At 66.7% G+C, this 13,430-nt stretch carries 10 protein-coding genes; 2 read left to right on the forward strand and 8 right to left on the reverse strand.

Annotated features, from left to right (window positions below; translation table 11 throughout):
• Nucleotides 1-67: 67 nt before the first annotated feature.
• On the reverse strand, nucleotides 68-2,902 hold the full coding sequence (locus RMCB_RS14905; protein ID WP_062829357.1) for an aminotransferase class I/II-fold pyridoxal phosphate-dependent enzyme: 2,835 nt from the start codon (nucleotides 2,900-2,902) through the stop codon (nucleotides 68-70).
• A 140-nt stretch (nucleotides 2,903-3,042) separates the two neighbouring features.
• Between RMCB_RS14905 and RMCB_RS14910 the strand changes: the two genes are divergently transcribed.
• Together RMCB_RS14910 and RMCB_RS14915 are read left to right on the forward strand one after the other, a co-directional pair.
• Nucleotides 3,043-3,519 carry an SRPBCC family protein gene (locus tag RMCB_RS14910; RefSeq protein ID WP_029370717.1) on the forward strand — a complete coding sequence of 159 codons (477 nt, stop codon included), beginning with the start codon at nucleotides 3,043-3,045 and terminating at the stop codon, nucleotides 3,517-3,519.
• Nucleotides 3,516-5,108: a phytoene desaturase family protein gene (locus tag RMCB_RS14915; RefSeq protein ID WP_062829358.1), complete on the forward strand. Its 1,593-nt coding sequence runs from the start codon at nucleotides 3,516-3,518 to the stop codon at nucleotides 5,106-5,108. Before RMCB_RS14910 ends, RMCB_RS14915 begins: the two co-directional genes overlap by 4 nt.
• A 9-nt stretch (nucleotides 5,109-5,117) precedes the next feature.
• On the opposite strand, the gene RMCB_RS14920 is transcribed toward RMCB_RS14915, so the two are convergent.
• The 7 genes from RMCB_RS14920 to RMCB_RS36285 are packed head-to-tail and all read right to left on the reverse strand — an operon-like array spanning nucleotide 5,118 to nucleotide 13,183.
• Nucleotides 5,118-5,807, reverse strand: coding sequence for a response regulator (locus RMCB_RS14920; protein ID WP_029370719.1), 690 nt, complete (start codon nucleotides 5,805-5,807; stop codon nucleotides 5,118-5,120).
• 28 nt (nucleotides 5,808-5,835) lie between these two features.
• On the reverse strand, nucleotides 5,836-8,328 hold the full coding sequence (locus RMCB_RS14925) for a DUF4118 domain-containing protein (RefSeq protein ID WP_062829359.1): 2,493 nt from the start codon (nucleotides 8,326-8,328) through the stop codon (nucleotides 5,836-5,838).
• A gap of 7 nt (nucleotides 8,329-8,335) precedes the next feature.
• Complete coding sequence (locus RMCB_RS14930) at nucleotides 8,336-9,190, reverse strand: potassium-transporting ATPase subunit C (RefSeq protein ID WP_062829360.1); 855 nt, start codon at nucleotides 9,188-9,190, stop codon at nucleotides 8,336-8,338.
• Nucleotides 9,191-9,193: 3 nt separating this feature from the next.
• Complete coding sequence (kdpB, locus tag RMCB_RS14935) at nucleotides 9,194-11,323, reverse strand: potassium-transporting ATPase subunit KdpB (protein WP_062829361.1); 2,130 nt, start codon at nucleotides 11,321-11,323, stop codon at nucleotides 9,194-9,196.
• On the reverse strand, nucleotides 11,323-12,993 hold the full coding sequence (gene kdpA / locus RMCB_RS14940) for a potassium-transporting ATPase subunit KdpA (protein ID WP_062829362.1): 1,671 nt from the start codon (nucleotides 12,991-12,993) through the stop codon (nucleotides 11,323-11,325). Before kdpA ends, kdpB begins: the two co-directional genes overlap by 1 nt.
• On the reverse strand, nucleotides 12,993-13,082 hold the full coding sequence (locus RMCB_RS14945; RefSeq protein ID WP_036424600.1) for a potassium-transporting ATPase subunit F: 90 nt from the start codon (nucleotides 13,080-13,082) through the stop codon (nucleotides 12,993-12,995). Before RMCB_RS14945 ends, kdpA begins: the two co-directional genes overlap by 1 nt.
• Nucleotides 13,079-13,183, reverse strand: a complete 105-nt coding sequence (locus tag RMCB_RS36285; RefSeq protein WP_234792111.1) for a potassium-transporting ATPase — start codon at nucleotides 13,181-13,183, stop codon at nucleotides 13,079-13,081. The genes RMCB_RS14945 and RMCB_RS36285 overlap by 4 nt, the downstream gene beginning before the upstream one ends.
• Nucleotides 13,184-13,430: the final 247 nt, after the last annotated feature.

Here is a 13,430-nt window from a genome sequence, read left to right on the forward strand (position 1 = left end):
ACGCTGAATCACACCATGTGGCGCGAAATCGGGCGATTCTGTGTCTGTTCGGCGGGTCTCTGCGGGGCTAATCCGCGCCTGCAGCGGCGGCCGAGCGGTTGGCGGTGCCCTTCTTCGGCTTCGGAGCCGCCACCGGCTCAGACACTGGCACCGTGGCGGGTGGCTGTGTCACCGGCCGGCACATCTCGATCGCCTTGTCGGTGTACACCCGGTACCCGAAATCGGGGTTGTAACCGTGGATTTCAGGCGTGTCGAGATCGCGCAGGAACGTGAGGATCTCGCGGCTGAACACCTGGCCGGGTACCAGCACCGGGAAGCCCGGGGGATAGGGCGTGACGAACGTCGCCGACACCACATCGGCTCCCGCATCGAGCTTTTCGAGGATCTCGTCGGTGCCGAGGTATTCGCAGTTGGTGTCGTCGTAGGACAGGTAGAACGCCCGACGTACGTCGCCCTCGGGTGTAGATGTATCGCCCGTCGTATCCCGGAACACCTCGTGGAAGCCGCTGAAGTTGGGCAGCGCGGCCGTGCTCGCGGTCAGCTTGCGCACCTTCTGCTCGAACCGGCTGCGCTCGCCGAGGCCCATGTCGCCGACGGCGTCGTCGAGTTCTCGGGCGATCTTCACCAGCACTTCCACCAGGAACGCCACCGATGAGCGGGTGGTGCCGATGTTGGTCATGAACAGCACGGTGTTGCGGGAGGTCTTGTTGATCTGCACACCGTGGCGGTCCATCAGCTGGTCGCGTTTGAAGGTGTCACCGTCGTAGCCGGTGCGGCCGATCGACAACGTGATCCGCGACGGGTCGAGCACGAACTCGTCGCGGTCCCACGCCGTCATCATGTTGCGCAACCCCGAGCGCAGCGGCTGGGCGATGTGCGAGTCGCGGAACTCGTCGGGGATGAGGTCCGACGTGCGCAGGCAGGCCATGTAGCGGCTCAGCAGCGGATGGTTGTCGATCGCGTCGCGCAGCTGCATGGCGTTCTCGATCTGGCGCTGCACCAGTTCCACACCCTCCAGCGCCACCTGCCGCCGGCCCAGGTCCAGGGACGCCAGGATCTGATAGTTGGGAGAGGTGGAGGTATGCGCCATGTACGCCTCGTGGAACGCCTCGGAGACCTTCTGGTCGAAGTCCTGGTCGAAGACGTGGATCATCGAGCCCTGCCGCAACGAGGTCAGCGTCTTGTGCGTCGACTGCGACGCGTACACCCGCACCCGCGCCTTGGCCGGATCCGGTGCCAGCCTGCGGTTGAGCAGTTCATCGTCGGTCGGCGGGTTCTGGCTGTCGGCGGCCAGCTGCTTCTGGTAGGCCTCGGAATAGTCCTTGTCCGCCAACTTCTCTCGCAGTTTGGCGGCCGAGGCCATCGCGGTGCGAGCCCGGTACACCGGATGGAACCGGGCGAACGCGAACCAGGCTTCGTCCCACAGGAACACCAGATCGGGCTTGATGGCCAGGCATTCCTCCATGACGCGCTGCACGTCGTAGACGATGCCGTCGAACGTGCAGTTGGTCAGCGAGATCATCTTGACGCGATCCAGCTTGCCGGCGCGCTTGAGCGCCAACAACTTCGACTTGATCTCGCGCAGCGGCACGGCGCCGTACATGGTGTAGTCGGGCAGCGGGTAGGCCTCGAGATAGATGACGTTCGCGCCGGCCAGCATCATGCCGTAGTGGTGAGACTGGTGGCAGTTACGGTCCAGCAGCACGATGTCGCCGGGCGCCACCAATGACTGGGTGACGATCTTGTTGGCGGTCGAGGTGCCGTTGGTGACGAAGTAGGTGCGACGCGATCCGTAGGTCTCGGCGGCCAGCTGCTGGGTCTCCCGCAGCGGACCGGTCGGTTCGAGCAGCGAATCCAGGCCGCCGCACGTGGCTGAGGTCTCGGCCATGAACACGTCGAGCCCGTAGAAGCTGACCATGTCTTTGATCCAGTGCGAGTTGACAATCGACTTGCCCTGGCTGATGGGCAGGGCATGGAACACACCCGTCGGCCGGTGGCTGTATTGCTTGAGTGCGCTGAAGAACGGCGTGCGGTACCGCGCGGCCACGCCCTGCAGGATCGACAGGTGTAGCTCGAGCACGCCCTCCCGGGCGTGGAAAACCCGGCGGAATGAGGGCCCGAGCCGCCCCGCGATCTCCTCGACGTCGATCTCGGTCATCAGATAGAGGTCGAGTTCGGGGCGCAGCTCGTGCAGCGACGCGGCCAGGATCTGGGCCCGTTCGTCGGGCGACTTGTGGTCGTCGAGGTCGGCGGACACTTTGGTGTCGGCGAACTCGGCCAGCGCGCTGAGGTTGCGTTCGGACTGGTGGCTGAACCGGCGCCGGATCACCACCGCCTGCAGGTTGACGTTGAGTCGCGCGGCGATCAGCGCCTCGTCGCCGCTGGCCACCACCACGAGTTCGTACACGAACTCGTCGTCGGGACGACGCCAGCTGCGAACCTCCTTGCGCAGCGCGCGTTCCTGGGCCTCGGTCATCTTCTCGACGACCAGTACCTCGAAGTAGAGCTGCTCCTTGTGGGTGACGGGCTGCTGTTCGAGGGTGCGCGGATCGGCGGGGAAGATCTCGACGTCCTCGACATTGGCACTGTCGGCGTCCCCGGTCCGATAGGACTCACTTGTCAGTGCCCGGTTGATCCGGCTGACGGTACTGGCGAACTTGTCGTAGCCGCCGGTGTTGAACAGCCGCTGCACCTTGGCGAACCGGGCCGAACCGGGGTACGCCCAGTACGGTTCCAGCGGTGTCAGGGCCGCCAGCTGGTCCCGGCAGATCGCGGTGTACTCGTCCTTGAGAGCTCCGACCGTGGTGGCGCGGTTCAGCCGGTCGGCGGCTTCTTCCAATCGGCACCACGCGTCGCTGCGTAGTTGCCAGACACTGTTGTACGCATGCGATCGATCGGCCATCGCACAAGCGTCCTCAGCGGATTCGTCCGGCGAGCGAGTGACAGGCGAACGTTGCGCGGCAATCGTGTGACGGCGGGCTGACGCGCAGCTGGGAGCCTGCGTGACGTTTGACCGCGCCGTGGTCGGGTAGCCCAGCGCCCATGGTTGAGTCGTCTCCGGGAGCGGTCGACAGTCCGCTGATCGTCAAGCGCCACACCACTGCGTCGCGTAAGCAGGTGTGGGATGTCGTCGCCGATGGGTGGACGTACTCGCAATGGGTGGTCGGCAACACGCGGATGCGGGCCGTCGCCCCCGACTGGCCCGCGGCGGGCAGCAAGATTCACCACACGATCGGGGTCTGGCCCGTGGTGGTCAACGACGAGACGGTGGTCGAATCGTGCACACCGCTGGAGGAGTTGGTGTTGTTGGCCAGGGTGCGGCCGTTCGGCGGTGCACGGATCACCTTGCGGTTGGCCGACGTCCACGACGGTACGCGGATCGAGATGGCTGAGGTGCCGGTTGGCGGGCCGCTCAACTGGGTGCCGCACCGGCTGGCGCTGCTGCTGGTCTACCCGCGCAACCGTGAGTGTGTCGAGCGGTTGGCGGCGCTGGCCGAACGCCGGGAAGCGCCGCAATGAGCCGGCTCAGCGCGGACGCTGTGGTGATCGGCGCGGGCCACAACGGCCTGGTCGCCGCGGCCATGCTCGTTGACGCGGGGTGGGACGTACTGGTGCTGGAGGCACAACCCGAGCCGGGTGGCGCGGTCAAGAGTGCCGAACTCTTTCCCGGGTACGTCAGCGATCTCTACAGCGCGTTCTACCCGCTGTCGGTGGCATCCCCGGCGTTGCGTGCCTTGCATCTGGAAGATCACGGCCTGCGGTGGAGCCGTGCACCGGCTGTGGTGGGGCATCCGCACTCGGCCGCAGACGAGGACGCCCCAGTCATCTATCGCGATATCGCCCGCACCGCAGCCGAATTGGACCGTCATCACCGCGGAGATGGCCAGAAGTGGTGTGCACTGTTCGAGCAGTGGCAGCAGGTCCGCGAGCCCCTTCTGGAGGCGCTGTTCGCGCCGTTTCCGCCGATCCGTGGGCTGCTCGGGCTGCTGCACCGGCTGGGTACCTCCGACGCGCTGCGACTCGCGCACCTGTTGCTCTTGCCGGCAGGTGTGATGGCCGAGCGGTTGTTCGACGGCGCCGCGGCGCGATTGTTGTTGTTGGGCAACGCGATGCATGCCGACGTGCCGATCGACGCTCCGGGCAGCGGAGTCATGGGCTATCTGCTGATCATGATGGCGCAGGACGGCGGGTGGCCCGTGCCGGTCGGCGGTGCGGGGCAGTTGACCGCGGCGCTGGTGCGGCGAGCCACGGCGGCGGGGGCCCGGATCGAATGCGGGCGCGAGGTGGATGGCATCGCGGTACGCGGTGGCCGCGCGGTCGAGGTGCGAACGGCCGACGGCACCACGGTGCGGGTGCGGCGTGCCGTCATCGCCGACACGTCGGCGCCCAGGCTCTACCGTGACTTGCTCCCCGCGGACGCTGTGCCTGCGTCGGTTCTCGACAGCATGCGTCATTTCGACTGGGATACACCGGTTTTGAAGGTCAATTACGCGCTCGACGAGCCGGTGCCGTGGCGGTCGAAGAACCTCAACGAGGTCGGCACGGTGCACCTGGGCGCCGACCATGACGGCCTCGTCCGCTGGATGGCCGATTTGCACACCGGCACGCTGCCGCGGCAGCCGTTCATGCTCTTCGGGCAGATGACCACCGCCGACCCGAGCCGGTCACCGGCAGGCACCGAAAGCGCCTGGGCGTACACGCATTTGCCGCGCCGCGTCACCGATGACGCGTCGGCCGACCGGGTCGCGGCGGCTGTCGGCCAGGTGCTCGAAGAGCACGCACCCGGATTCACCGATCATGTGGTCGGCACCATGGTTCAGCGGCCCTCGGATCTGCAGAGCGGCGATGAGAATCTGCACGGCGGAGCGGTCAACGGAGGCACGTCACAGCTGTACCAGCAGTTGATCTTTCGGCCCGCGCCGGGATTCGGCCGGGCGCAGACACCGGTCGACAATGTCTATCTGGGCAGCGCCGGCGCGACGCCGGGAGGCGGGGTGCACGGCGCGTGCGGGCGTAACGCGGCCAGGGCCGCGCTGGGCGGCGACGGTGTGTCGGGTTGGCCGCGACGGCGGCTCAACAAGGCCGTCATCTCGCTGCTGACGGGCTAGCAGGGACGCTCACTCCTGGAACCGGTAGCCCATGCCCGCCTCGGTCAACAGGTGCACGGGGTGCGACGGATCGTCCTCGAGTTTGCGCCGCAGTTGCGCGAGGTAGACCCGCAGATAGTGGGTTTCCTTGGCGTAGGCCGGGCCCCACACCTCCTTGAGCAGTTCCTCGCGGCCCACCAGCTTGCCGCGGTTGCGTACGAGCATCTCGAGCATGCCCCACTCAGTGGGGGTCAGATGCACCTCGGCGTCGTTCTTGGTGACCTTCTTGGCGGCGAGGTCGACGGTGAACGACGATGTCTCGATCACCGGCTGGTCGGCGTCGGCGACCGCCGCGCGTCGTACCGCGGCCCGCAACCGGGCCAGAAACTCGTCCATGCCAAAGGGTTTGGTGACGTAGTCGTCGGCTCCGGCGTCGAGCGCCTCGACCTTGTCGGAGGAATCGGTGCGGGCCGAAAGAACGATCACCGGCGCCGACAACCAGCCGCGCAACCCGGCGAGCACCTCGATACCGGACATGTCGGGCAGCCCGAGGTCGAGCACGATGACGTCGGGACGATGATCGGCGGCACTGCGCAGTGCTTCGGCTCCGCTGGCCGCACAGGTGACCTCATAGCCGCGCACCGAGAGGTTGATTCTCAAGGCCCGCAGGATCTGCGGCTCGTCGTCGATCACCAGCACCCGGGTCTTAGCTACACCCATGCGCGATCCTTCAGTTTTTCGATGACCATCACGGTGCAGCCAAGTCGATTTCGACGGTCAGTCCACCGCCTGGGGTGTCGGTGGCCCAGATGGTTCCGCCCATCGCCTCGACGAACCCGCGAGCCACTGACAGGCCGAGCCCGACACCGGTGCTGTTGTCATGATCGCCGAGCCGCTGGAAGGGTGCGAACAGCGCGGTGCCGGTTCCCCGTGGCACGCCCGGGCCTTCATCGATGACCGCGATCAGCACCCGGTCGCCCACGCGTCCCGCGGTCACCCGGATCGGGCCGTCGGGCGCATAGCGCATGGCGTTGTCGATCAAGTTGGCCAGCACCCGCTCCAACAGGCCACCGTCGGCCATCGCCACCGAATCGTCCACTTCCACCTTCACGCGGTCCAGTCCTTGGCGCCCGAATCCTGTGGTACCCCTGCTGATCCCGATCAGAGCGCGTTGCACGGCCTCCTCTAGATACACCGGGCGCAGTTCGGGCCGCACCACACCGGCGGCCAGTCGCGACGAGTCCAGCAGGTTGCCCACCAGCGCGGTCAGTGCATCGATGGACTCCTCCACTGTGGCCAACAGTTCCGCGGTGTCGTCCTCGGAGAAGTCGACATCGTCACTGCGCAGACTGGATACGGCTGCCTTGGCGGCGGCCAGCGGGGTGCGCAGGTCGTGGCTGACGGCCGAGAGCAGTGAGCGCCGCAGCTCGTCGGCTTGGGCGATGGCGTTGGCTTTGCCTGCCGCTTCGCTCAGTTCTCGCTGCCGCACCAGCCCCGCGGCTTGCATCGCGACGGCGCCAAGCACCCGCCGGTCGCGGGCGGGCAGCTGACGCCCCGACATCAGCAACCAGAACTCGTCGTCGCCGACCTCGATGGCGGTGTCGGCCGAATCAACCTGCACACAAGGATCTTCGCCCACGCACGCCACGATGCCCGTACCTTCCCGCAGCAGGCTCACTGCGCGTTGGCTGTAGGTCTCCCGGACGCGTTCGAGCAGCGTCTCCAGGTCTGCGCCGCGCAGGACCGATCCGGCGAACAGCGCCAGCAGCTCGGCTTCCCGCGACGCCCACTTGGCCTCTCTGGCTCGCTTCGCGGCGCCGTCGACCAACGCCGCGACCGCCACCGCGACGGCCAGCAGCACCACGACGGTGATGGCGCTGTTGGGGTCGGCGATGGTGAACGTGTGCCGCGGCGCCACCAGGAAGTAGTTCAGCAGCAGGCCCGAGAGCACCGCGGACACCGCGGCGGGTGCGACACCGCCGAGCAGCGCCACGACGAGGACACCGACGAAGAACAGTGCGCTCTCACCGCCGACCCCGAGGTACGGGTCGAGCAGATACACCGTCACCGCGCAGATCGCCGACGGAACCACCACGGCCGCGAGCCACGACGCGAGATGGCGATGCTCGGTCTCCAGCCGGGCACCGCGCCTGGCGTGCTCGTGGGTCACCATGTGCACATCGATCTTGCCGGACTGCTGCACCACAGCCGCGCCGATGCCCTCATCGAACAAGCGGGCCCAGCGGGACCGTCGCGACGTGCCGAGCACCAGCTGGGTGGCGTTGCGCTCGCGGGCGAAATCCAGCAGGGCCGTCGGGACATCGTCGCCGACGACGGTGTGCACCGTGGCGCCGAGGCTGGTTGCCAGCTCGCGCACCTTGCCCATATGCGCGGCCGATACGCCAGAGAGCCCGTCGCCGCGGACCACGTGGACCACCATCAGTTCGGCGCTCGATCGCGACGCGATCCGGGATGCCCGGCGTACCAGGGTCTCTGATTCCGGGCCGCCCGTCACGGCCACCACGACCCGCTCGCGGGCCTCCCAGGTGTCGGTGATTTTGTTGTCGGCGCGGTACTTGGCCAGCGCCGCGTCCACCTGGTCGGCTAGCCACAGCAGGGCCAATTCCCGCAGGGCGGTGAGGTTTCCGCGCCGGAAGTAGTTCGACAGTGCGGCGTCGATCCGTTCCGGTGCGTACACGTTGCCGTGGGATAGCCTGCGCTGCAACGCCTCCGGGGTGATGTCCACCAACTCGATCTGATCGGCGGACCGGACCACCTCGTCGGGCACCTTCTCCTGCTGCTCGATACCGGTGATGCCGGACACGACGTCGTTCAGGCTTTCCAGGTGCTGCACGTTCACCGTCGAGACGACGGTGATGCCCGCGGCGAGCAATTCCTCGACGTCCTGCCAGCGTTTGGCGTTCTTGCTGCCGGGCGTGTTGGTGTGGGCCAGCTCATCGACCAGCACCACCTGCGGGTTGCGGGCCAGCACCGCCGGCACGTCGAGTTCCGGGAAGCGGCTGCCGCGGTACTCGACGTAGTGCGGCGGGATCATCTCGATGCCCTCGAGCAGTTCGGCGGTCTTGGCGCGACCGTGGGTTTCGACCACTGCGGCCACCACGTCGGTGCCACGTTCGAGCCGTCGGTGCGCCTCGCCGAGCATGGCGTAGGTTTTGCCCACGCCGGGAGCTGCGCCCAGGTAGATGCGCAGTTCACCTCGCTTCGGGGTATTGGCCGTCATCAACCCATCATCCACCCAGGTGGTCGAGTGCGATGTTGAGTTCCAGCACGTTGACGCGCGGCTCACCGATGAAGCCCAGGGTACGGCCGTCGGTGTGCTGGGCGACCAATTGGCGGACCACGTCGGGATTCAGATTGCGTGCCTTGGCCACGCGGTTCACCTGCAGCTCGGCGTATTCCGGTGAGATGTTCGGATCCAGCCCGCTGCCGCTGGCGGTCACCGCGTCCGCGGGCACCGCGGCCGTGGCCGCACCACGGATCGGGACGATCTGCCCGATGCTGTAGTCGTCACCGGGCTTCGCGCATTCCACGCGGACGCCTTCATAGCTGGCCAGGAACGGAACGGCCGGGCACGGCTGGTTGATGCTGACCACCGTGGTGGGGTGCACGACGTTGCCGTGTGGATCACGCGGGCCGATCACCGCCAGCACCGCGCCCACGCCGTCACCGGCGCAGAACGGACGTGTGCCCGTGGTGCCGTCGAGCTTGGCCACATCGAGGCTGCGGGTGCACACCTGGGTCAACAAGCTCGGCTTGTCCGGTGTGTCGATGACGCTTTCGGGCCCCAGGTTGCTCGCACCCGAGGCCATCGGGTCGTAACCGTCGCCTGCCGCCGACGGGCGGGACTGGAAGTAGCGGGCAAGTGGCTTCCCGTCGGAGTCGGTGAACGACTGCCCGATCAGACTGCTGCCCACCGGTTTTCCGGCGACCTCGACGATCGAGCCGTCAGCCTTGTGAGACAGCCCCGGCAGCTGCGCCACCAGCCAGATGAACAGTGGGTAGCCGATGCCCAGGACGACGGTCAGGACGAGCAGCGCGCGCAGTGCGGCGATGTGTTGACGAATCAGGTTTGAGATTTGCATGGTTTACGACATCCCGGGGAGGAGTTGGACAAGCAGGTCGATGAGCTTGATGCCGATGAACGGCGCGACGATGCCGCCGAGGCCGTACAGATACAGGTTGCGGCTCAACAGCTTCGATGCACTGCTCGGGGTGTAGCGGACACCCTTGAGCGCCAGGGGGATCAGCGCGATGATCACGATGGCGTTGAAGATCACCGCGGACAGGATCGCCGACTGCGGGCTGTGCAACCGCATGATGTTCAGCAGGTCCAGGCCGGGGAACAATGCGACGAACATGGCCGGGATGATCGCGAAGTACTTCGCGATGTCGTTGGCGATCGAGAACGTCGTCAGCGCACCGCGCGTGATCAGCAACTGCTTGCCAATCTCCACGATCTCGATGAGCTTGGTCGGGTCGGAGTCGAGATCGACCATGTTGCCGGCCTCTTTGGCCGCCGACGTTCCGGTGTTCATCGCCACGCCCACATCGGCCTGGGCCAGTGCGGGGGCGTCGTTGGTGCCGTCGCCGGTCATCGCGACGAGCCGGCCGCCGGCCTGCTCCTTCTTGATCAGGGCCAGCTTGTCCTCCGGGGTGGCCTCGGCGAGGAAATCGTCGACGCCGGCCTCGTCGGCAATCGCCTTGGCGGTCAACGGGTTGTCACCGGTGATCATCACCGTGCGGATGCCCATCTTGCGCATCTCGTCGAACCGGTCGCGCATGCCGTGCTTGACGACGTCCTTGAGGTGGATGACGCCGAGCACTTCGGCTTTGCCGCCCTCGGCGGTCACCTGCCCGACGACCAGCGGGGTGCCGCCGGCACCGGAGATACCGTCGACGATCGCGCCCAACTCGGCCGGCACGGTGCCGCCTTCGGAGCGCACCCACTCGGCGACCGCGCTGGCGGCGCCCTTGCGCAGCTTGTGCCCGTCGAGGTCGACACCGGACATGCGGGTGGTGGCACTGAATTCGATCCAGTGCGCGTGCGTGAGTTCTCCTGGTGTGCGGGCGCGCAGACCGTGATGCTGCTTGGCGAACACGACGATCGAGCGGCCCTCGGGGGTTTCGTCGGCCAGGCTGGACAGCTGGGCGGCGTCGGCCAGCTGCTCGGCCGATACGCCGGTGAGCGGGACGAACTCGGAGGCCTGCCGGTTGCCCAGGGTGATGGTGCCGGTCTTGTCCAGTAGCAGGGTGTTGACGTCGCCGGCGGCCTCGACGGCTCGGCCGGACATCGCCAGCACGTTGCGCTGTACGAGACGGTCCATGCCTGCGATACCGATGGCGGACAGCAGCGCGCCGATGGTCGTCGGGATCAGACACACCAGCAGCGCCACCATGACGATCCCGCTGACACCGTTTGCGGTGAGCGACAGGCTGTCTGGGACACCCGGGTTGTTGGCCTTGGAGTAGATGGCCAGCGGCTGCAGGGTGGCGACGGCGAACACGAAGATGACCGTCAGGGCAGCCAGCAGGATGTTCAGCGCGATCTCGTTGGGGGTCTTCTGGCGGTTGGCACCTTCGACGAGCGCGATCATGCGGTCGATGAAGCTCTCCCCGGGCTTCTGGGTGATCTTCACGACGATGCGGTCCGACAGCACGGTGGTGCCACCGGTGACCGCCGAGCGGTCGCCACCGGATTCCCGGATGACGGGGGCAGATTCACCGGTGATGGCCGATTCGTCCACCGAGGCAATGCCTTCCACGACGTCGCCGTCACCGGGAATGACCTGGCCGGCTTCGACCACCACGATGTCGCCGAGCTTGAGTTGCGGTGCGGGCACCGACTCCTCGGCTCCTGACTCGGTGAGCCGGCGGGCCATGGTGTCGGCCTTGGTCTTTCGCAGCGACTCGGCCTGCGCCTTGCCGCGGCCCTCGGCGACTGCCTCGGCGAGGTTGGCGAACACGACGGTGAGCCAGAGCCAGCCGACGATCAGCCAGCCGAACCAGGTCGGGCTGATGATGGCCAGCACGGTGCTCCACACCGCGCCGAGCTCGACGATGAACATCACCGGGTTGCGCCACAACGTGCGTGGGTCCAGCTTGCGTAGGGCGTCGGGTACCGATCGCCACAACATCGCCGGGTCGATCAGCCCGCTCGGCACGGATTTGGATTTGGGTTGGTGGGAAACCGCGCGTTCGGCGGTAGGGGTAGACATCAGTGGATTCCTTCAGCGAGGGGCCCGAGTGCGAGCATGGGCAGGAAGGTGAGGGCGACCAGGATCACCGTGACGCCGACGACCATTCCGACGAACTGCGGCCGGTGCGTCGGCAGGGTGCCGATGGACTCAGGTGTGCTGCCTTGGGCGGCAAGCGATCCCGCCAACGCGAGCACGAGCACGATGGGCAGGAACCGGCCGAACACCATCGCCAGGCCCAGTGCGGTGTTGTACCACTCGGTGTTGACGCTGATGCCGGCGAAGGCCGAGCCGTTGTTGTTGGCCGCGGAGGTGAAGGCGTAGAGCACTTCGCTCAGACCGTGCGGTCCGGTGTTGAGCATCCCGGCGCGTTGGCCCGGCATGGCCATGGCCACCGCGGTACCGGTCAGCACGATCAGCGGCGTGACCAGGAAATAGCTTGCCGCCAGCTTGATTTCGCGCGGGGTGATCTTCTTGCCCAGGTATTCCGGGGTGCGTCCGACCATGAGGCCCGCGACGAACACGGTGATGATCGCGAGGATCAGCATGCCGTACAGGCCCGATCCGACACCGCCGGGTGCGACCTCGCCGAGCTGCATGTTGAACATCGTCATCATGCCGCCGAGGCTCGTGTACGAGTCGTGGAACGAGTCGACCGCACCGGTGGAGGTCAGCGTCGTCGCCGACGCGAAGACCGCTGAATCAGCCACGCCGAAGCGCTGTTCGACGCCCTCCATGGCGCTGCCGACCGCGCCGGGCACGGTGCCGTGATGCTGCAGCTGGAACCACATCATGAAGCTGGTGCTCAGCAGGGCGATGACGCCCATCACCGCCGCGATCGCATAACCCTGCTTGGGGCTGTTCACCATCCGGCCGAAGGTGCGCGGCAACGAGAACGGGATCAGCAGGATCAGGAAGATCTCGAACCAGTTGGTCCACGTGGTCGGGTTCTCGAACGGATGCGCCGAGTTGGCGTTGTAGAAGCCGCCGCCGTTGGTGCCCAGCTCTTTGATGGCCTCCTGGCTCGCGACCGGACCGCCGGGGATGGTCTGTTGCGCGCCGCTGAGCGTGGTGACCAGCTGGTCGTGCAACGCGAAGTTCTGGATGGCGCCTCCGGCGATGAGCACGATGGCACCGATGATCGAAATGGGAAGCAGGATACGGATGCTGCCGCGCACCAGGTCGGCCCAGAAATTGCCGAGATCGCCGGTGTGCCGACGTGCGAATCCCCGCACCAGGGCCACGGCGACCGCCATGCCGACAGCGGCAGAGACGAAGTTCTGCACGGCGAGACCGGCCATCTGTACCAGGTGGCCCTGGGTGGTTTCACCGGAGTACGCCTGCCAGTTGGTGTTGGTGACGAAGCTGACGGCCGTGTTCCACGCCAGCGCCGGGGTCATCGGGGTGGCCGGATCGTGAAGGTGCAGCGGCAGTTTGCCTTGGACCAGCTGGAAGATGAACAGGAACAGGATGCTGACGGCCGAGAACGCGAGCACGCTGCGGGCATACGAGCCCCAGGTCTGCTCGGAACGGGGGTCGGCCCCGATCACGCGGTAGATCAGCCGCTCGGCGCGGGAATCCTTGTCGCCCGTGTAGACGCGGAACATGTAATCGCCCAACGGCACGTGCACCAGCGCGAGGACCGCGACGAGCAGTGCGAGGAACAAGATCCCCGCCGTGGTGGTAGTCACTAGAACCTCTCAGGGAAGAGCAGGGCGGCGAACACGAAGACGGCGATGAGCACCGCGAGGATCAGACCGACGATGTTTTCGTAGCTCACAGTCGTTCGACCAACCTCTGCACCAGGCCGAGCAGGGCGAAGATCGCCACCGTCAGCACGATGTAAATCAGGACAGACATGCTGTCTCCATTCGAAGACACGTTCACAGGCCTCCGACTTTCGGGGCCTGACCCAGCATCGGCCCGCTTTCCGGTCGGTAGGCGAGCTGTTGACGGTTTCTTTACGCCCGCGCCGCGGTCCTTTACGGTCTTCTTCCGCCGGCCTGGGCCGGGAGCGGCACAGCCGTCGAAAAGGCGCCAATTGCGCTGGTCGACGCGTCCCGGGGTCATCTGATCAGGTCCTTTACACCCACTAGGGGTTCGTCAGTGCCGCGTCAAAGTTTCGGCC

Source organism: Mycolicibacterium brisbanense (genome assembly GCF_001570425.1).
Lineage (GTDB): Bacteria > Actinomycetota > Actinomycetes > Mycobacteriales > Mycobacteriaceae > Mycobacterium > Mycobacterium brisbanense.

Excerpts from the sequence above, each read along its gene's own strand:
- RMCB_RS14920 (WP_029370719.1), bottom strand. The coding sequence starts at position 5,807 with ATGGGTGTAGCTAAGACCCGGGTGCTGGTGATCGACGACGAGCCGCAG.
- RMCB_RS14930 (WP_062829360.1), bottom strand. The coding sequence starts at position 9,190 with ATGCAAATCTCAAACCTGATTCGTCAACACATCGCCGCACTGCGCGCG.
- kdpB (WP_062829361.1), bottom strand. The coding sequence starts at position 11,323 with ATGTCTACCCCTACCGCCGAACGCGCGGTTTCCCACCAACCCAAATCC.
- RMCB_RS14915 (WP_062829358.1), top strand. The coding sequence starts at position 3,516 with ATGAGCCGGCTCAGCGCGGACGCTGTGGTGATCGGCGCGGGCCACAAC.
- RMCB_RS14925 (WP_062829359.1), bottom strand. The coding sequence starts at position 8,328 with ATGACGGCCAATACCCCGAAGCGAGGTGAACTGCGCATCTACCTGGGC.
- RMCB_RS14910 (WP_029370717.1), top strand. The coding sequence starts at position 3,043 with ATGGTTGAGTCGTCTCCGGGAGCGGTCGACAGTCCGCTGATCGTCAAG.
- RMCB_RS14905 (WP_062829357.1), bottom strand. The coding sequence starts at position 2,902 with ATGGCCGATCGATCGCATGCGTACAACAGTGTCTGGCAACTACGCAGC.